The organism is Burkholderia torrens, from assembly GCF_984668525.1.
Genome location: NZ_OZ480212.1, coordinates 2,204,573 through 2,222,472, shown reverse-complemented (window position 1 = coordinate 2,222,472; position 17,900 = coordinate 2,204,573). Strand labels below are relative to the sequence as shown.

16 protein-coding genes are annotated in these 17,900 nt (G+C 67.6%); 13 read left to right on the top strand and 3 right to left on the bottom strand.

Annotated elements, in window-relative coordinates; genetic code table 11:
- Positions 1 to 10: 10 nt before the first annotated feature.
- Complete coding sequence (locus tag AC5LXX_RS26200) at positions 11 to 649, bottom strand: Pr6Pr family membrane protein (protein WP_493411569.1); 639 nt, start codon at positions 647 to 649, stop codon at positions 11 to 13.
- 230 nt (positions 650 to 879) lie between these two features.
- Here AC5LXX_RS26200 and AC5LXX_RS26195 point away from each other — a divergent pair, with 230 nt between their 5' ends.
- From AC5LXX_RS26195 to AC5LXX_RS26175, 5 genes are all read left to right on the top strand, one after another.
- Positions 880 to 1,416 carry a cytochrome b gene (locus tag AC5LXX_RS26195; protein ID WP_493403575.1) on the top strand — a complete coding sequence of 179 codons (537 nt, stop codon included), beginning with the start codon at positions 880 to 882 and terminating at the stop codon, positions 1,414 to 1,416.
- Positions 1,417 to 1,572: 156 nt separating this feature from the next.
- Positions 1,573 to 1,941, top strand: coding sequence for a DUF2946 domain-containing protein (locus AC5LXX_RS26190; protein WP_493411568.1), 369 nt, complete (start codon positions 1,573 to 1,575; stop codon positions 1,939 to 1,941).
- Between the two features lie 83 nt (positions 1,942 to 2,024).
- Positions 2,025 to 4,157 carry a TonB-dependent copper receptor gene (locus AC5LXX_RS26185; protein ID WP_493411567.1) on the top strand — a complete coding sequence of 711 codons (2,133 nt, stop codon included), beginning with the start codon at positions 2,025 to 2,027 and terminating at the stop codon, positions 4,155 to 4,157.
- A 217-nt stretch (positions 4,158 to 4,374) separates the two neighbouring features.
- Positions 4,375 to 5,469, top strand: a complete 1,095-nt coding sequence (locus tag AC5LXX_RS26180) for a triacylglycerol lipase (RefSeq protein ID WP_493411566.1) — start codon at positions 4,375 to 4,377, stop codon at positions 5,467 to 5,469.
- Between the two features lie 3 nt (positions 5,470 to 5,472).
- Positions 5,473 to 6,507, top strand: coding sequence for a lipase secretion chaperone (locus AC5LXX_RS26175; RefSeq protein WP_493411565.1), 1,035 nt, complete (start codon positions 5,473 to 5,475; stop codon positions 6,505 to 6,507).
- A gap of 37 nt (positions 6,508 to 6,544) precedes the next feature.
- Here the strand turns inward: AC5LXX_RS26175 and pdxR are convergent, their stop codons facing one another.
- Positions 6,545 to 8,068, bottom strand: coding sequence for a MocR-like pyridoxine biosynthesis transcription factor PdxR (gene pdxR / locus AC5LXX_RS26170; protein ID WP_493411564.1), 1,524 nt, complete (start codon positions 8,066 to 8,068; stop codon positions 6,545 to 6,547).
- Positions 8,069 to 8,176: 108 nt separating this feature from the next.
- Between pdxR and AC5LXX_RS26165 the strand changes: the two genes are divergently transcribed.
- The 5 genes from AC5LXX_RS26165 to AC5LXX_RS26145 all read left to right on the top strand — a co-directional run bounded on the left by AC5LXX_RS26165 (position 8,177) and on the right by AC5LXX_RS26145 (position 14,270).
- Positions 8,177 to 9,280 (top strand): ABC transporter ATP-binding protein, encoded by a 1,104-nt coding sequence (locus AC5LXX_RS26165; protein WP_493411563.1) that lies wholly within the window; start codon positions 8,177 to 8,179, stop codon positions 9,278 to 9,280.
- 76 nt (positions 9,281 to 9,356) lie between these two features.
- Entirely contained in the window at positions 9,357 to 10,409 is a 1,053-nt protein-coding gene (locus tag AC5LXX_RS26160) for an ABC transporter substrate-binding protein (protein WP_493411562.1), read from the top strand.
- Between the two features lie 93 nt (positions 10,410 to 10,502).
- A complete protein-coding gene (locus AC5LXX_RS26155; RefSeq protein WP_493411561.1) occupies positions 10,503 to 11,768 on the top strand; it encodes an ABC transporter permease in 1,266 nt (421 codons plus the stop codon).
- A 37-nt stretch (positions 11,769 to 11,805) separates the two neighbouring features.
- The gene (locus tag AC5LXX_RS26150) at positions 11,806 to 12,642 is read left to right on the top strand and encodes an ABC transporter permease (protein WP_493413418.1); all 837 of its coding nucleotides are present in this window, start codon (positions 11,806 to 11,808) and stop codon (positions 12,640 to 12,642) included.
- Between the two features lie 209 nt (positions 12,643 to 12,851).
- A complete protein-coding gene (locus AC5LXX_RS26145; RefSeq protein WP_493411560.1) occupies positions 12,852 to 14,270 on the top strand; it encodes an MFS transporter in 1,419 nt (472 codons plus the stop codon).
- A 55-nt stretch (positions 14,271 to 14,325) separates the two neighbouring features.
- Here AC5LXX_RS26145 and AC5LXX_RS26140 read toward each other — a convergent pair whose 3' ends face one another.
- Positions 14,326 to 16,059 (bottom strand): S53 family peptidase, encoded by a 1,734-nt coding sequence (locus AC5LXX_RS26140; protein ID WP_493411559.1) that lies wholly within the window; start codon positions 16,057 to 16,059, stop codon positions 14,326 to 14,328.
- 647 nt (positions 16,060 to 16,706) lie between these two features.
- On the opposite strand from AC5LXX_RS26140, the gene AC5LXX_RS26135 reads away from it, so the two are divergent.
- From AC5LXX_RS26135 to AC5LXX_RS26125, 3 genes are read left to right on the top strand one after another with little or no spacing between them, the layout of a single operon-like run.
- Positions 16,707 to 17,030, top strand: a complete 324-nt coding sequence (locus AC5LXX_RS26135) for an ArsR/SmtB family transcription factor (RefSeq protein ID WP_493411558.1) — start codon at positions 16,707 to 16,709, stop codon at positions 17,028 to 17,030.
- The gene (locus tag AC5LXX_RS26130; RefSeq protein ID WP_493411557.1) at positions 17,030 to 17,461 is read left to right on the top strand and encodes an SRPBCC family protein; all 432 of its coding nucleotides are present in this window, start codon (positions 17,030 to 17,032) and stop codon (positions 17,459 to 17,461) included. Before AC5LXX_RS26135 ends, AC5LXX_RS26130 begins: the two co-directional genes overlap by 1 nt.
- The gene (locus AC5LXX_RS26125; RefSeq protein ID WP_493411556.1) at positions 17,458 to 17,892 is read left to right on the top strand and encodes a DUF1801 domain-containing protein; all 435 of its coding nucleotides are present in this window, start codon (positions 17,458 to 17,460) and stop codon (positions 17,890 to 17,892) included. The genes AC5LXX_RS26130 and AC5LXX_RS26125 overlap by 4 nt, the downstream gene beginning before the upstream one ends.
- The last annotated feature ends 8 nt before the right edge of the window (positions 17,893 to 17,900 follow it).

The window sequence follows — 17,900 nt, the reverse complement described above, 5'->3', positions numbered from 1 at the left end:
GCTCCCGCCTTCATCCTTCCTTGAGTGTCGCGGTACCGGACTGTCTCGCGTGATTGCCGAGCCATCGGATACCCAATGCGAGCGCCGCCGCGCCCAGCGCGATCAGCGAACACTGGATCGCGACCGGCAGGTAGCCGTGCGGCCGCGGATCGACGAACGGGTAGGGGTACCAGTTCTCCACTGCGCCGCGCACGAGCGTATAGCCGAGATAGACGAGCGGAAAACCGAGCCAGGCGAACGCGCTGCTGCGTGCGATCGGCCGGCGCGGCTCCACGTACAGCCAGTCGCACAGCATCACGAGCGGCACGATCCGGTGCAGCACCCAGTTGTTGAACGCCGGCGTGACGTGGCGCAGCGCATCGGGCCGCGCCAGCAGGAGTTCGTAGATGATCGCGGTGATCAGCACGTACAGCACGGCCGCGCCGCGCATCGATTCGTAGCGGGCCGAGCCGGGGCGCGCGATGCGCCACAGCCCCGCGGCCAGCATCGCGGCCGCGTAGAGGCTGCTCAGTTGCGTGAAGTAGCTGAGATAGTTGCCGAGATGGAAGTTCGGCAGGTGCCAGTAGTCGGCGATGCTGTGCACGGTCGTGGACACCGCGAGCAACGCGGCGGTCAGCCGATAGGCCGCAACGAAGAACGCTTTGCTCATGATGCCCGCGCGCCGTCGCACCAAAGCTTCATCGTGCCACAGCCGCTTGCGCGCGCGATGCGGATTTTCCATATGAGGGGCGCGCGCGGGGGCGCGCCGCCGATTCGTCGGATATTTGACCGCGCCGCGTAAAACCGGACGCCCGTGCGGCTACAATCGCGAAAGCCTGGCCGGGCGCAGGGGCGGTTGCCGCCCGCGCTCCTTCCCGCATACGACACACGAGACGAAGCATGAGAAACATCCTCGCGAAACAGACGCGCTACAGCTCGCCCGCGATCTTCTTCCACTGGGCCATCTTCGTGCTGGTGGCGCTGGCCTACCTGGCCATCGAGATCCGCGGCCCGAAAGGCAGCGACAGCCGCGTGTTCTGGATGAACGTGCACCTCACCGCGGGCACGTTCGTGCTCGTGCTGTCGGTGTTGCGCGTGCTGTGGCGCGCCGTCAGCCGCGTGCCGGAAGCCATTCCGCAGGCGGCGCTGCTGCGCTGGCTGTCGAGGCTCGCGCATCTCGCGCTCTACGTGTTCATCATCGCGCAGCCGCTGCTCGGCATCATGATGATCAACCTGGGCGGCAAGCCGGTGTCGCTCGACTGGCTCGGCGTGTCGTTCACGCTGTTCGGCCCCGACAAGGCGCTGCGGCCGACGATCAAGGAGGCGCACGAACTGATCGGCAACGCGTTCTACTTCGTGATCGGCCTGCATGCGCTGGCCGCGCTGTATCACCATTTCATCCGGCGCGACGACGTGCTGCGGCGCATGGCACCCTGATCGCCGCGTTCCGGGCGCATTTCGCCGGCGGGGGCGCATGGTTGTGCTGACAACCATGCGCCCCCGGTCTGTTTACCGGCACGGGTGGCTGGTCATCACGTTGAACATTCTGTAACATCTCGGCTGCTTTTACATTCCGCTTACTCGCCGCCGCGCATGCTGCACCGACATCGTCACCTGACCGCCTGGCTCGGCGTGCTCGCGATCTGGATCGCGATCGCGGCGCCGCTGGTGTCGCAGTGGCGCATCGCGCAAGCCACCACGCCGGACGCCATCGTCTGTAGTGCAGAGCATGGTGCGCATCGGTCGGCCGATACGCGCAGCGTGCACGATCACGCGCTGCATCTCGACGCGTGCGGCTACTGCGGTTTCTTCGCCCACAGCCCCGCGATCGGCGCGCCTGCCGCCGCATCGTTCGCTGCCATCCCCGCCGTTTCCGTGTCCGCCGCCGCGCCGTCCTCCGTCGCGGCGCGCGCCGACCGCTATCCGCGCGCGTATCCACGCGCACCGCCCGAGCGCGCCTGACGCGCTGTCATCCGTTCTTACTACCGCCGATATCCGTGCGGCCCGTCGCGGCCGCGTGGAGGGCGTCACTCGGGCTTTCGATCATGACCAAATTCCAGTTGCGTGCGCCGCGGGCGTCACGCAATGCCTGTGCGCGGCGCGTGCCGCGCATGTTGAAACTTACCGTTCCTGCGCTCGCTGCCGGCGCGCTGGCAGCGAGCGCCGCGGCGGCCGAAACGGCGCGTGCGGACGCCGCGCCCGTGAACGAGTCGGCCGCGCTGCTGCCGCCCGTCGAAGTCGTCGCGTCGCCGCTGTCCACGCCGCTCGTCGTCGTCACGGATCCGAAGGCGCCGCGCCAGCCGCTGCCCGCCAGCGACGGCGCGGATTACCTGAAGACGATCCCCGGCTTCACGTCGATCCGCAGCGGCGGCACGAACGGCGACCCCGTGCTGCGCGGGATGTTCGGTTCGCGCTTGAACATCCTGGCGAACGGGATGCCGACACTCGGCGCATGCCCGAACCGGATGGACGCGCCGACGTCGTACATCGCACCGGAAAGCTATGACAAGGTCACCGTCGTGAAGGGTCCGCAGTCCGTGCTGTACGGCCCCGGCGCGTCGGCCGGCACCGTGCTGTTCGAGCGCGTGACGCCGCGCTTCGAGCGTCCGGGCATGCGTTTCGACGGCAGCCTGGTCGGCGGGTCGTTCGGTCGCAACGACCAGAACATCGACTTGACGGCCGGTACGCCGGACGTCTATGGCCGCGTGACCGCGAACCACGCGCATTCGCAGGACTACAAGGACGGCAACGGCAACACGGTGCCGTCGCAGTGGGACAAGTGGAATGCCGACGCGGCGCTCGGCTGGACGCCCGACGACCACACGCGCGTCGAGCTGACCGCCGGTACCGGCGACGGCTATGCGCGTTACGCGGGCCGCGGGATGGACGGCGCGCATTTCCGCCGCGAGACCTTCGGGCTGTCGTTCGACAAGCGGCACCTCGGCGACGTGCTCGACCGGATCGAGGCGCGCGTGTACTACAACGAAGCCGATCACGTGATGGACAACTACACGTTGCGGCAGCCCGACCCGGCCAGCAGCATGCCGATGCGGATGGCGGCCGACGTGCGGCGCCGCACGGTCGGTGCGCGCGCGGCCGCGACGTTCCGTTTCGGCGACGACTTCAAGCTCGTGACGGGTGTCGACGCGCAATCGAACCGGCTCGATTCGCGTTCGTCGATGGGGCGGCAGGACTACCGCGACCAGCCGTGGGATGCGCAGGCGACGATGTGGAACGCGGGCACGTTCGGAGAGCTGACGTGGTATGCGAGCGAAGTGTCGCGCGTGATCGGCGGCGCGCGCATCGACTATGCGAGCGCTCGCGACAAGCGCGCGATGACGAGCGGAATGATGACGAGCAAGCCGAACCCGACCTTCGACGACGATCGCTCGCGCGTGCTGCCGAGCGGCTTCGTGCGCTACGAGCGCGATCTCGCGTCGCTGCCCGTCACGTGGTACGCCGGGATCGGACATGCGGAGCGCTATCCCGACTATTGGGAGCTGTTCTCCGCGAAGCGCGGGCCGGCCGGTTCGGTCAACGCGTTCTCGGCGGTGCAGCCGGAGAAGACCACGCAGGTCGACATCGGCGCGCAGTACAAGAGCGACCGGTTCGATGCATGGGTGTCGGCGTATGCGGGCTACGTGCAGGACTTCATCCTGTTCAACTATGCGGCCGGGATGATGGGCCCGACCACGCAGGCGACCAACGTGAATGCGCAGATCATGGGCGGTGAAGCGGGCGTGTCGTGGCGGCCTGTTGCGCCGCTGCGCGTCGAGACGTCGCTCGCGTATGCGTGGGGGCGTAACGTGGCGAGCGGCGATCCGCTGCCGCAGATGCCGCCGCTCGAGGCGCGTATCGGGCTCGAGTACACGCGCGGGGCATGGTCGGCCGGCGGCCTGTGGCGGATCGTTGCGCCGCAGCATCGCTATGCGCTGAACGAGGGCAACGTGGTCGGCAAGGACTTCGGTCCGAGCGCCGGATTCGGCGTGCTGTCGCTGCATACGCAATACAACGTCAGCAAGACCGTGCAGATCTCGGTCGGCGTCGACAACGTGCTGAACAAGGCCTACACCGAGCACCTGAACCTCGCCGGCAACGCGGGCTTCGGCTATCCGGCGAACGCGCCGGTGATGGAGCCGGGCCGGACCGCCTGGGTGCGCGTGAGCGCGAAGCTGTAGCGCACGGCACGTGTGCATTGCAGCATGCACGCGCATGAACGCGGCCCCGCCCGAACGGGCGGGGCGCGTCAACCGATTAGAGAACCGTATCTAGTCAGGGGGCAAACGTTCGCGACTCGTGATTCACTCCCGCATTCGACGCACACGGCGCGCGATGCAGCGTGCGTGTCGATCCGGTGTCATTCGCACCGGCAGCACAATAATCAGGAGAACATGCATGGCCAGATCGATGCGTTCCAGGGTAATGGCAGGGGCAGTGGCATGCGCGATGAGCGTCGCGCCGTTCGCGGGGACGACCGCGCTGACGACGCTCGCGACGACACAATCGGCAGTGGCGGCGACCGCGCCCGCCGACAACTACGCGGCGACGCGTTATCCGATCATCCTCGTGCACGGGCTCACGGGCACCGACAAGTACGCCGGCGTGCTCGAGTACTGGTACGGCATCCAGGAGGATCTGCAGCAGCACGGCGCGACCGTCTACGTCGCGAACCTGTCGGGCTTCCAGAGCGACGACGGCCCGAACGGGCGCGGCGAACAGCTGCTCGCCTACGTGAAGACGGTACTCGCCGCGACGGGCGCGACCAAGGTCAATCTCGTCGGCCACAGCCAGGGCGGGCTGACGTCGCGCTATGTCGCGGCCGTCGCGCCCGACCTCGTCGCGTCGGTGACGACGATCGGCACGCCGCATCGCGGCTCCGAGTTCGCGGACTTCGTGCAGAGCGTGCTCGCGTACGATCCGACCGGGCTGTCGTCGACGGTGATTGCCGCGTTCGTCAATGTATTCGGAATCCTGACGAGCAGCAGTCACAACACGAACCAGGACGCGCTTGCATCGCTGAAGACGCTGACGACCGCGCAGGCGGCGACCTACAACCGGAACTATCCGAGCGCGGGCCTTGGCGCACCGGGCAGCTGCCAGACCGGCGCACCGACGGAAACGGTCGGCGGCAACACGCATCTGCTGTATTCGTGGGCCGGCACGGCGATCCAGCCGACGCTCTCGCTGTTCGGCGTGACGGCGGCGCAGGACACGAGCACCATTCCGCTCGTCGATCCCGCCAACGCGCTCGATCCGTCGACGCTCGCGCTGTTCGGCACCGGCGCGGTGATGATCAACCGCGGCTCGGGCCAGAACGACGGGCTCGTGTCGCAGTGCAGCGCGCTGTACGGCAAGGTGCTGAGCACGCGCTACAAGTGGAACCACATCGATGAGATCAACCAGCTGCTCGGCGTGCGCGGCGCGTATGCGGAAGATCCGGTCGCGGTGATCCGCACGCATGCGAACCGGCTGCAGCTCGCGGGCGTGTAATCGATGACCGCACGTGAAGGGCGCGCGCCGCTGGCGCGGCGCGCAGCAGTCTACGGTGTCGTGGGGCTGGCGGCGATCGCCGGCGTCGCGATGTGGAGCGGGGCGGGCTGGCATCGCGGGGCGGGTACCGCCGGTGACGCACCGGATGCGGCAGCGGTGGGCGGCGTGCCGGCCGCCTCGCCGCAGGCCGCCGTGCCGGCGAGCACGGGCTTGCCGCCGTCGCTGGCCGGTTCCAGCGCGCCGCGGCTGCCGCTCGATGCTGGCGGCCATCTCGCGAAGTCGCGCGCGGTGCGCGATTTCTTCGACTATTGCCTGACCGCGCAGAGCGATTTGAGCGCGGCCGCGCTCGATGCGTTCGTCGTGCGCGAGATCGCCGCGCAGCTCGACGGCACGCTCGCGCAGGCCGAGGCGCTCGACGTGTGGCACCGCTACCGCGCGTATCTCGACGCGCTCGCGAACTTGCGCGATGCCGGCGCGGTCGACAAGGCCGACCTCGGCGCGTTGCAGCTCGCACTCGATCAGCGCGCGTCGATCGCGTACCGTACGCTCGGCGACTGGAGCCAGCCGTTCTTCGGTGCGGAGCAGTGGCGGCAGCGCTACGACCTCGCACGGCTGAAGATCACTGAGGATCGCTCACTGACCGATGCGCAGAAGGCCGAGCGGCTCGCGGCGCTCGAGCAGCAGATGCCGGCCGACGAACGGGCGGCGCAGCAGCGGATCGACCGGCAGCGCGCGGCGATCGACCAGATCGCGCAATTGCAGAAGAGCGGCGCGACGCCCGACGCGATGCGCGCGCAGCTGACGCAGACGCTCGGCCCCGACGCCGCCGCGCGCGTCGCGCAGATGCAGCAGGACGATGCATCGTGGCAGGGCCGCTATGCGGACTACGCGGCGCAGCGTGCACAGATCGAATCGGCGGGATTGTCGCAGCAGGACCGCGACGCGCAGATCGCCGCGCTGCGGCAGCGCGTGTTCACGAAGCCCGGCGAAGCCGTGCGCGCGGCATCGCTCGACCGCGCGGCCGGCAGCACGCAATGATGGGGGCGTCGCCGCGTGTGGCCGGTCTGGTGCGGCCTTACGCGGCGCGCGTGATGTCGCGCGGCAGATGCTGCTCGATGGTATCGGCGAGCGTGTCGAACGCGGGCCTGATCCCTTCGTGCGCGACGCATGCATAGCCGAGCAGCAGGCCCTGCCGCGCGGTGTCGAGGCTGCTGTAGTAGCTGGTGAGCGGGCGCACGATCACGCCCGCATCGAACGCGCTCTGGGTGACCGCACGATCGTCGCACGCGTCGGGCAGGCCGAGCACCAGATGCAGGCCGGCCTCGTCGCCCATCACGGGCAGCGCATCGCCGAAGCGTGCGCGGATCGCGTCGATCATCAGTTGCCGGCGCTCGCCGTACAGCGTCCGCATTCGTCTGACGTGCGAAGTGAGGTGGCCGTCCATGATGAATTCGGCGAGCACGGCCTGCTGCATCAGCTGGCCCTCGCGGTACAGCTCGGACAATCCGGTGCGGAACGTATCGACCAGATGTTCGGGCACCACCATGTAGCCCATCCGCAGCCCCGGAAACAGCATCTTGCCGAGGCTGCCGACGTAGATCACGCGGCCGCCGTCGTCGAGCCCCTGCAGCGACGCGAGCGGACGGCTGCCGTAGCGGAATTCGCTGTCGTAGTCGTCCTCGATGATCCAGCAGCGGTGCTGGCGCGCGTATTCGAGCAGCATCCGGCGCCGCGCGAGACTCATCACCATGCCAAGCGGGTACTGATGCGACGGCGTGACGAGCACGAGTCGCGGCGGATGCTGCATGTCGCTCACCCGCGGGTCGAGCCCTTCCTGGTCGACCGGCACCGGTGCGAGCGAGAGGCCGGCCGCCTGCAGCACGCTGCGCACGCCCCAGTAGCATGGCTCCTCGACCCACGCGCGATCGCCGATGTCGGACAGCAGTCGCACCGCGAGATCGATCGACTGGTGAATACCCGTCGTGATGATCACCTGGTCCGGCGAGCATTTGACCGAGCGCGCGACCCGCAGGTAATCGGCAAGCGCGCGCCGCAACGGCCGGTAGCCACCGCCCGGCGCATAGGTCAGCAATTCGGGATTGGCTTCCTTCCACAGCCGCGCCTGCAGGCGGCTCCACGTGCGGCTCGGAAATTCCGACACGTCCGGCACGCCCGGCATGAACGCCCCCCACTGGCGCCGCGACACGCCTGCGTGCTCGATCAGCTGCCGCCCGCGGGTCGACAGGCTGCCCTGCGCATCCGGCGGCGGCAGTTCGTCGGCGGCCGACGGCGCCGGCGCGGTGCCCGGCGCGTGGATCGCCGCGGCGTCCGGCCGCGTATCGGCCACATAGGTGCCGCTGCCGGTCGTCGTCAGCACGTAGCCTTCGGCCGTCAGCTGGTCGTACACGTGCAGCACGGTATTGCGCGCGATCGACAGGTCGCCCGCGAGCGTGCGCGAGCTCGGCAGTTTCGTCCCTGGCCCCAATTCCCCGGTCAGGATGGCTTGCTGCATCAGCTGCAGCAACTGCCGGTACATCGGCTCCGGCGAGCTGCGGTCGAGGCGGGCGGAGAGCCAGTCGGCGACGATCACGGTATCCAAAGTGGTCCTACTTGGAATATTGAAATGGTTCCCTAGTATAGAACCGTGAGGGCCGTATAGTGGGTCCATCTCAAAAACGTTTTGTCGCGAAGCAAGGGGACAGCCACGATGAAGTCCGATGATGTGATCGTCAGCTTTCGCGGCGTGCGGAAGACCTACGACGGTGAAACGCTGGTGGTCAAATCGCTCGACCTCGACATCCACCGCGGGGAATTCCTGACGCTGCTCGGGCCGTCGGGTTCGGGCAAGACCACCTGCCTGATGATGCTTGCCGGCTTCGAATTCCCGACCGGCGGCGAGATCCGCCTCGACGGCGAGCTGCTGAACAACGTGCCGCCGCACAAGCGCAACATCGGCATGGTGTTCCAGAACTACGCGCTGTTCCCGCACCTGACGGTCGAGCAGAACGTCGCGTATCCGCTGACCGTGCGCAAGCTGCCGGCCGGCGAGCGCGCGGAACGCGTCGCGCACGCGCTGAAGATGGTGCAGATGGAGCGCTTCGCGAAACGCTATCCGGCGCAGCTGTCGGGGGGCCAGCAGCAGCGCATCGCACTGGCGCGCGCGCTCGTGTTCGAGCCGAAGCTGGTGCTGATGGACGAGCCGCTCGGCGCGCTCGACAAGCAGCTGCGCGAACACATGCAGTACGAACTGAAGGCGCTGCACGAAAAGCTCGGCGTGACCTTCGTGTACGTGACGCACGACCAGGGCGAGGCGCTGACGATGTCCGATCGCGTCGCCGTGTTCGACAAGGGCATCGTGCAGCAGCTCGACACCGTCGACCGCCTGTACGAATCGCCGTGCAACGAGTTCGTCGCCAACTTCATCGGCGACAGCAACCGGCTGCGCGGCACCATCGCGCGCGTCGACGGCGAGTTCTGCGAATTCCGCCTCGACGACGGCACGAAGCTCGTCGGCCGCCATATCGGCGAAGCCGCCGAGGGTGCGTCGGCCGTCGCGTGCATTCGCCCCGAACGCATGAGCCTCGCCGCGCACGGCGCGAACGGCGCGAATGGCGCCGCCGCCAATTGCCTGAGCGGCGAAGCGCGCAGCCTCATCTATTTCGGCGATCACGTGCGCATGCGCTGTGCGTTGCCTGGCCAGGACGAATGTTTCGTGAAGGTGCCGCTCGGCACCGGCGCGCTCGATGCGTTCTCGCCCGGCGCGCCGGTCTCGCTCGCATTCGCACCCGAACACCTGCGCGTGTTCGCTTAACCCCGGTTTCCCCGTTTTTCCGCAGCACGTCGTCAACAACAAAGCCCACTTCCACCACGAGAGGAGAGGAACCATCATGAAACGAGCAAGCTTTACCGCGCGCCGCACGGCACTCGCGCTGGCACTGGTCGCGTTCGGTGCATCGGCATCGGCATCGGCTGCGGAACTCACGGTCGTCAACTTCGGCGGCGCGAACGGCGACGCGCAGAAGGCCGCGTTCAACCAGCCGTTCGAAAAGGCGACCGGCAACAAGGTCACTGCCGTCGAGTACAACGGCGAGCAGGCGAAGGTGAAGGCGATGGTCGAGGCGAAGCACGTCAACTGGGACGTGGTCGAGGTCGAATCGGGCGACCTGAACCGCGGCTGCGACGAAGGGCTGTACGAGAAGCTCGACTGGTCGAAGATCGCGAAGAAGTCCGACCTGATTCCGGAATCGCCGCAGGTGTGCGGCGTCGGTTTCTTCGTGTGGTCGACGGCGCTGTCGTACAACGCGGACAAGCTGAAGTCGGCGCCGACCGGCTGGGCCGATTTCTGGAACGTGAAGAAATTCCCCGGCAAGCGCGGGATGCGCAAGGGCGCGCGCTACAACCTCGAATTCGCGCTGATGGCCGACGGCGTCGCGACGAAGGACGTGTACAAGGTGCTCGGCACGAAGGCCGGCCAGGACCGCGCGTTCAAGAAGCTCGACGAGCTGAAGCCGTACATCCAGTGGTGGGAAGCGGGCGCGCAGCCGCCGCAGTTCCTCGTCGCCGGCGACGTCGTGATGTCGACCGCGTACAACGGCCGCATCGATGCCGCGCAGAAGGAAGGCAAGAACCTGAAGGTCGTGTGGAACGGCAGCATCTACGACCTCGACTACTGGGCGATTCCGAAGGGCTCGCCGAACAAGGCGCTGGCCGAGCAGTACATCGCGTATTCGCTGACGCCGAAGCCGCAGCAGGCGTATGCGCAGCACATCGCGTACGGCCCGGCGAACATCGCGGCGATCAAGTCGCTCGATGCGAAGACGCTCGCGAACCTGCCGAACTCGCCGGCGAACGGCAAGAACGCGGTGCTGGAGGACATCGGTTTCTGGACCGATCACAGCGACGAGCTCGAGCAGCGCTTCGCCGCGTGGGCGACGAAGTAACCGCCGCTCAGGTGTCCTGATGCAACCGGCCGCGCGATGCGTCGTTCGCGTCGCGCGGCATTCCGCCGGAACGTGCCTGGCCGGAGAGAACCGTTGAATACGTTGACGATCGCGCCTTCCTCGCAGTCGAACGCCGCGCTCAAGCGCGAGCTGAAGGCTGCCGAGGCCCGCAAGCGCACGATGGCGCTGTTGCTGGTCGCGCCGCTCGCGATTTTCCTGCTGCTGATTTTCGTCGTGCCGATCGGCACGCTGCTCACGCGCGCGGTGCAGAACCCCGAGATCGCGACCGCGTTGCCGAACACGGTCGCGGCGCTGTCGGGCTGGGACCGCAAGGCGCCGCCGGCAGACGCCGCGTATGTCGCGCTCGCGGCCGACATGACGAAGGTGGCCGACAGCGAGGCGATGGGGGCGCTCGCGCGGCGCCTGAACACCGAGATTCCCGGCTATCGTTCGCTCGTCGCGAAGACGGCGCGCGCGATGCCGCTGAAGGGCGACAACGACGCGGCGCTGACGCCCGCGCAGACGCGCGCGAAATTCATCGACCTCGACTCGCGCTGGGGTGACGCCGCGTACTGGCAGGCGATCGCGAAGAATGGCAGCCAGGTGTCGCCGTTCTACCTGCTCGCCGCGCTCGACCACAAGCAGGACGGCTTTGGCCACATCGTGCAGGCTGATCCCGACCAGTCGATCTACCTCGCGATCTTCGGCCGCACGTTCGTGATCGGCATCGCCGTCACGCTCTTTGCGCTGCTGCTCGGCTACCCGCTCGCGTACTGGATCTCGACGCAGTCGGAACGGCGCGCGAACCTCGTGATGATCCTCGTGCTGATTCCGTTCTGGACCTCGGTGCTCGTGCGCGTCGCCGCATGGATCGTGCTGCTGCAGAGCGAAGGGCTCATCAATACGGCGCTGATCGGCAGCGGACTGATCTCGCATCCGCTGACGCTGCTGTTCAACCGCGTCGGCGTGTACATCTCGATGACGCACATCCTGCTGCCGTTCATGATCCTGCCGCTGTACAGCGTGATGAAGTCGATTCCGCCCACGTACCAGCGCGCGGCCGTGTCGCTCGGCAGCCATCCGTTCGCCGCGTTCTGGCGCGTGTACGTGCCGCAGACCTATCCGGGCGTCGGCGCGGGCGCGCTGCTCGTGTTCATCCTCGCGATCGGCTACTACATCACGCCCGCGCTGCTCGGCGGGCCGAACGACCAGATGGTCAGCTACTACGTCGCGTACTTCACGAACGTGACCATCAACTGGGGCATGGCGTGCGCACTCGGCGGGCTGCTGCTCGCGGCGACGCTCGTGCTGTACGCGGTGTACGGGCGCTTCACGCGCACCAACGTGAGCCTCGGCTGAGCGCCGCGTACTACGAAACGGAAAGGGGATGCCGACCATGAAACTCGCCAGGCCGCTGTTCGCGCCGCACATGTCGTTCGTCGAGCGCGCGTGGTACGTCGCGTTGCGCGTGCTCGTCGTGCTGACGCTGCTGTACCTGATCCTGCCGGTCCTCGCGATCGTGCCGCTGTCGTTTTCGTCGAGCACGTTCCTCGTGTATCCGATTCCGGGTTTTTCGACGCGCTGGTACGAGAACCTGATCGCATCGGACGAGTGGCGGATGGCCGCGAAGAACAGCTTCATCGTCGCGCCGTCGGCGACCGTCGTCGCGACCGTGCTCGGCACGCTCGCCGCGATCGGGCTCACGAAGGCCGACTTCCGCGGCAAGGGGCTGCTGATGGCCGTGCTGCTGTCGCCGATGATCGTGCCCGTTGTCGTCGTGGGCGTCGGCATGTACCTGTTCTTCGCGCCGCTCGGGCTCGCGAACACGTACACGGGGCTGATCGCCGCGCACGCGGCGCTCGGCGTGCCGTTCGTCGTGACGACGGTGGCCGCGACGCTGCAGGGCTTCAACCAGAACCTGGTGCGCGCGAGCCTGTCGCTCGGCGCGAATCCGGTGTCGACCTTCTTCCGCGTGACGCTGCCGGTGATCGCGCCGGGCGTGATGTCAGGCGCGCTGTTCGCGTTCGCGACGTCGTTCGACGAAGTGGTCGTCACGCTGTTCCTCGCCGGGGCAGACCAGACGACGCTGCCGCGCCAGATGTTCACGGGCATCCGCGAGAACATCAGCCCGACGATCGCTGCGCTTGCAACGATCCTGATCGTCTTCTCGACGAGCCTGCTGCTCGCGCTCGAATGGCTGCGCGGGCGCAATGCGCGGCGCGCGGTGAGCTGACCCATCACGCCCGGCACGATGCGCCGCCGTGCAGGGGGCACGCGGCGCATTTTCTTTCATTCGGCTGACTGACGAGGCGGTTGCCTGCACGTTCGGTGCGGCTCTGCAACAATACGGGCGCGGCGGCGCGCGTTCCGTGCGGTGCGACCGGAACGCCGCCACGAGTCCAATCCGCGGCGCAACGCGTCGCTCGTCAGCCGAGCCTCATCTTGTCCGAATTCGCTTCTCCCGCCGGCGCCCAGGAGCCGGCCGTCAACTGGCGCGCGATGTCCGCCGTGCTGCTGGCCGTCGCGCTCGCGACGCTCGACACCGCGATCGCGAACACTGCCCTGCCCGCGATCGCCGCCGACCTGCATGCGTCGCCGGCCGCTTCCGTGTGGATCATCAACGCCTATCAGCTCGCGATGGTCGCGACGCTGCTGCCGTTCGCGTCGCTCGGCGACATCGTCGGCCACAAGCGCGTATATATCGCCGGGCTCGCGGTGTTCACGCTCGCCTCGCTCGGCTGTTCGCTCGCATCGACGCTGCCGATGCTGACGGCCGCGCGAATCGTGCAGGGCTTCGGCGCGAGCGCGATCATGAGCGTCAACGTCGCGCTGATCCGTGGCCTCTTTCCCGCGCACCGGCTCGGCCGTGGCGTCGGCTTCAACGCGCTCGTCGTCGGTGTGTCGTTCGCGGTCGGGCCGACGATCGCGTCGCTGATCCTGTCGGTTGCGGCATGGCCGTGGCTGTTCGCCGTGAACGTGCCGCTCGGTGTGTTCGCGCTGGCCGTGGCGATTCCGTCGCTGCCGCAGACGGCGCGCGGCAAGCATGTGTTCGATCCGGTCGCCGCGCTGTTCAACGTGATCACGTTTGCGTCGCTGATCTTCGCGCTCGGCGAATTCGCGCAGCGCGGGCCGCTGTCCGTCGTGTTCGCGTCGGCCGCGGTTGCACTCGCGTTCGGCTGGCTGCTGATCCGCCGCCAGGCCGGGCATCCGGCGCCGATGCTGCCGGTCGACCTGTTCCGCCGGCCCGTGTTTACGCTGTCCGCACTGACCGCCGTGTGCGCGTTCGCCGCGCAGGGGCTCGCGTTCGTGTCGCTGCCGTTCTATTTCGAAACCGTCCTGCATCGCAGCGCGGTCGAGACGGGCTTCCTGATGACGCCGTGGTCGGCGATCGTCGCGTTCGCCGCGCCGATCGCGGGGCGCTTGTCGGATCGCTATCCGCCGGGCCTGCTCGGCGCGATCGGTCTGGCGTTGCTGAGCGCGGGCATGGTGTCGCTTGCGGCGCTGCCGGTGTCGCCGGGTGTCGTCGACATCGGCTGGCGGATGATGCTGTGCGGCGCGGGTTTCGGCTTCTTCCAGTCGCCGAACCTGAAGGCGCTGATGTCGAGTGCGCCGCCCGAACGCAGCGGCGGCGCGAGCGGGATCATCGCGACCGCGCGGCTGATCGGGCAGGCGACGGGCGCGGCGCTCGTCGCATTGTCGTTCGGGATCGCGGGGCGCCACGGGCCGACGCTCGCGTTGATGCTCGGTGCAGGGTTCGCCGGGGCGGCGAGCGTCGCGAGCGGATTGCGGCTCTTTGCGCCGTCGCATCGGGCCGGTGTGCCGGCCGCGTCGGAGCGCGTGAAGGAGCCGGCGGCGGAATAGGAGAGACGAACCGGCGCGCGGCACACTTCGCCACGCGCCGGGCTTCAAGCTTCGCTTAGAACCCGCCCGACTTGATCAGCTGGTTGAGGTTCGCGATGTTCAGGCTGCCGAAGCCGGTCGTCAGGTCCCAACCGGTGCCGGCCGTATAGCCATACCCCTGATAGCCGTTGTTGCCCGACACGACGTCATAGCGCACGAGCGACGGATGGGACGGAATGTCCGCATAGAAGTTGCCGGCCGGGAAACCGAGGCCCGTGCCGTTCGCCGCGAGCAGGCGTGCCCAGAAGCCCGTGAAGATCGGTGCGGCGAGGCTCGTGCCGCCGATCTGCTGCAACTGGCCGTAGTTGTAGATGTACGCGCCCGTGCTTTGCGCGGCGTCGAACGCGACGTCCGGCAACTGGCGGTTGCTGCCCGACTGCCACGACGGTGCGGGCAGGATCGTGCTGACGCCGCCGCCCGTTGCCCACAGCTTGCCGTTGCCGTCGAGCCCTTCATTCCACACCGTCTCGTTCGAGAACGCGCCTGACGACGTCGTGTAGAGCGTCGTGCCGCCGATCGCGAGCACGTGCGGCGATGCAGCCGGCCACGACACCGTGTAGTTCGCGCCGTCCGGGTAGCCGCGGTTGTTGCACTCGTACACGCCTTCGTCGCCCGACGATACCGAGAACGTCTGGCCTTGTGCCGCCGCCGTCGTGAAGATCTGCTCCTCGGCGTCGATCGTGCCGTCCGCGTTCGCATCGGTTTCACACCAGCCGAGCGACACGTTGATCACCTTCGCGGTGTTGTCCGACACGGCGCGGTTGAACGCCTGTGTGAGGCCCGTGTTGCCGCTCGCATTGAGGTCGGCCATGTAGAACACGAGCTTGCCGACCTGGCCGCCGGCCGAGCCGACGATCGACTGGCTGTCGAGATCCCATTCGCCCTGGCCGTCCTGGTCGTCGGTGTAGCTGCCGCCCGAGCCGTTGGTCTTGACGGTCTGCGTCGTCACCGCGCCGTAACCGTTGCTCGACGTGAACTGCTTCAGGTCCTGCAGCGTCTGCGACACGCCGCCGATCGTGATGATGCCGACGGTCACGCCGGCCGCGGTCGGCACGCCGGTTGCGTTGTAGAGGCCCGGGAATTCCTTCGGATAGTGGCCGGTCGCCGTGCCGGCTGCAAGCGCCTGCGGCTTCGACACGTTGCCGATGCGCAGCAGCGGCCGCGCGTGTGCAACGTTCTGCAGCCCGAGCACCGAGCCGACGACGTCGCCGAGCGCACGCGGCACTTGCGCGGTCGACGCATTGGCGAAGCCCGAGCGGCCTGCGTACTCGAAGTGCACGAGCGACGTGTTGAACGCCGTCTTCACGGTGGCGGCCGTGCCGCTGGCGGAGACCAGCAGGCGGTTCGGCGCAACCTCGACGTTCACGAAGCCGCTCTTGTGCAGATAGTCGACGACCGACTTGACCTGCGCATCGGTCGGCGCGTAGTTGGCGAGGAACTGCTCGTGCGTGAGGTACTGGCGGTAATGCGCGCTGCCGGGCCGGTTCACGTCGCGCGCCAGTTGCTTGAGCTGCGCGGCGTTGCGCAGTTTCAGGCTGACGACGACGTTGGTCGTTTCACCGCCTGCCAGTTCGAGCGACGGCGCCGTGCTGCGCGCCATCAACTGCGGGCCGGTCAGAAAGGCCTTCGTATGCGTATCGACCCAATCCGTCGTCGCATGCGCCGCGGCGGCGGCGAACACGAACGGTGCCACGCACGCGAGGCGGCGGGGCGACGGAAGGGGAAGGGCAAACCAGGTGTTCCTTTTCATCGGGAGTCCTTTTTTAGGAGAGGCGACGTTACTGGAACCCCGGCCCTTGTGGGGCCGCGAGCGGTGACGAGCGTAGGGCGTCGGTGTCGTTCGGGTAGCTGCCATTTTCCACAGCTGTCAGTTCTGACATCGGCGCGTGCCGATGCGGGCGTGGTGCCGGAAGCGCGAGCAATGGTGAGCACGGCGAACGGAACCGGTTCGCGGCACGACAGCGCGGCCACGTGTGACGTTCGCACGCACGAGTTGCTCGTCGCGGCATCGAAACGTGCGCGATCGCGGAGTGGATCGACGCGCGAACGCGTGGCGTTTGCGTGTCCGTCACCGCGCGCCGAGTCGCACTATGTGGTCAGGCAAAGCGATGCGGAAGGAACGAATGCCCGCATGCACAAAAACGGGGCCGGTTGAGCGCGAACGTTTCCCGAACTGTGGAACAGCGCGCAGGGCAGTCTTGCAGGCGGCTTTCGGATCGCATGTCGCGATTGCGGATTAGAGGAAACGCTCGAATCCGGCGGCGGGCGCGAGCCGGCGCGCCGTAGACGTCACCCGCTCGCGATCGACAGACATCGCCCGCGAAATTCCGCCTTGACGCACGACGATCAGCGGATATCCTTCGATTCATAACCATTCGGTTATGGATTTTGGACGATATGCAGAAGACCTACGACATGCTTTTCCGGACACTCGCCGATCCCACGCGCCGCGCGCTTTTCGAGCGGCTGTGCGAGGAGGGCGAGCTGACGGTAGCCGCGCTGACGGCCCATGCGGGCGTCTCACAGCCGGCCGTGTCGAAGCACCTCGGTGTACTGAAGCAGGCCGGGCTCGTGAATGACCGTCACGAAGGCCGGCAGACGCACTACAGCGCGCAGCCGCAGGCGCTGGCCCCGCTGATCGACTGGACGAGCCAGATGGCAGGTTTCTGGCAGAGCCGGTTCGATGCCCTCGAAGATCTGCTCAAAAGGATGGATCAGTAATGAACCAAGCCACTACCGAAACGCGCTCCGTCGTCGTCGACCGCGAGCTGCCTCATTCGCCGGAGAAGATCTGGCGTGCGCTCACGCAGCCGCACCTGATCGAGGCGTGGCTGATGAAGAGCGACTTCGAGCCCGTCGCGGGCCGCGCCTTCAGCTTCCGTGCGGACTGGGGCTCGGTCGACTGCACGGTGCTGACGATCGAGCCGCCGCGCACGCTGTCCTACACGTGGGCCGCGTACGGCCTCGAAAGCGTCGTCACGTGGACGCTCACGCCGACGGCGGCCGGCACGCACCTGCGCATGGAGCAGGTCGGTTTCCGCGCGGATCAGGAACAGGCGTACCGCGGCGCGCAGCATGGCTGGGTCCGGTTCTTCGAGTCGCTCGAACAGGTGCTGGCGCGCCCTGACGAAGGCACGGAGGCTCGCGCATGAGTTCAACGGACCTTACACCGTCGGCGCGCATCGATGCGCTGATTGCCGGCATCGCCGACTGGCGCGGCAAGACCTTCGCCGATCTCCGCCAGACGATCCTCGCTGCGCAGGCGGGCATCGTCGAGGAATGGAAATGGATGGGCAGCCCGGTCTGGTCATGCGACGGGATGATCGCGGTGGCGAACGCGCACAAGGGCAAGGTGAAGCTGACCTTCATGCACGGCGCGCAACTCCCTGATCCCGACAAGCTGTTCAACGACGGCCTCGACGGCAATGCGCGACGCGCGATCGATCTGTTCGAAGGCGACCGGATCGACAAGCGGGCGCTTAAGAACCTCGTGCGCGCGGCGATCGAATACAACCGCACGCATCTGAAGAAGAACGCGCGGGCGGGTGCTGGCGCGAAGGCGCGCGGTGACAGGGCGGTGTAGGGCGCGGC

What these genes read in the sequence shown, in the direction of transcription:
- AC5LXX_RS26130 (WP_493411557.1), top strand. Translation starts at nt 17,030, where the DNA reads ATGAACCAAGCCACTACCGAAACGCGCTCCGTCGTCGTCGACCGCGAG.
- AC5LXX_RS26175 (WP_493411565.1), top strand. Translation starts at nt 5,473, where the DNA reads ATGACCGCACGTGAAGGGCGCGCGCCGCTGGCGCGGCGCGCAGCAGTC.
- AC5LXX_RS26185 (WP_493411567.1), top strand. Translation starts at nt 2,025, where the DNA reads ATGACCAAATTCCAGTTGCGTGCGCCGCGGGCGTCACGCAATGCCTGT.
- AC5LXX_RS26150 (WP_493413418.1), top strand. Translation starts at nt 11,806, where the DNA reads ATGAAACTCGCCAGGCCGCTGTTCGCGCCGCACATGTCGTTCGTCGAG.
- AC5LXX_RS26160 (WP_493411562.1), top strand. Translation starts at nt 9,357, where the DNA reads ATGAAACGAGCAAGCTTTACCGCGCGCCGCACGGCACTCGCGCTGGCA.
- AC5LXX_RS26135 (WP_493411558.1), top strand. Translation starts at nt 16,707, where the DNA reads ATGCAGAAGACCTACGACATGCTTTTCCGGACACTCGCCGATCCCACG.
- AC5LXX_RS26180 (WP_493411566.1), top strand. Translation starts at nt 4,375, where the DNA reads ATGGCCAGATCGATGCGTTCCAGGGTAATGGCAGGGGCAGTGGCATGC.
- AC5LXX_RS26125 (WP_493411556.1), top strand. Translation starts at nt 17,458, where the DNA reads ATGAGTTCAACGGACCTTACACCGTCGGCGCGCATCGATGCGCTGATT.
- AC5LXX_RS26190 (WP_493411568.1), top strand. Translation starts at nt 1,573, where the DNA reads ATGCTGCACCGACATCGTCACCTGACCGCCTGGCTCGGCGTGCTCGCG.
- AC5LXX_RS26165 (WP_493411563.1), top strand. Translation starts at nt 8,177, where the DNA reads ATGAAGTCCGATGATGTGATCGTCAGCTTTCGCGGCGTGCGGAAGACC.
- AC5LXX_RS26195 (WP_493403575.1), top strand. Translation starts at nt 880, where the DNA reads ATGAGAAACATCCTCGCGAAACAGACGCGCTACAGCTCGCCCGCGATC.
- AC5LXX_RS26140 (WP_493411559.1), bottom strand. Translation starts at nt 16,059, where the DNA reads ATGAAAAGGAACACCTGGTTTGCCCTTCCCCTTCCGTCGCCCCGCCGC.
- AC5LXX_RS26200 (WP_493411569.1), bottom strand. Translation starts at nt 649, where the DNA reads ATGAGCAAAGCGTTCTTCGTTGCGGCCTATCGGCTGACCGCCGCGTTG.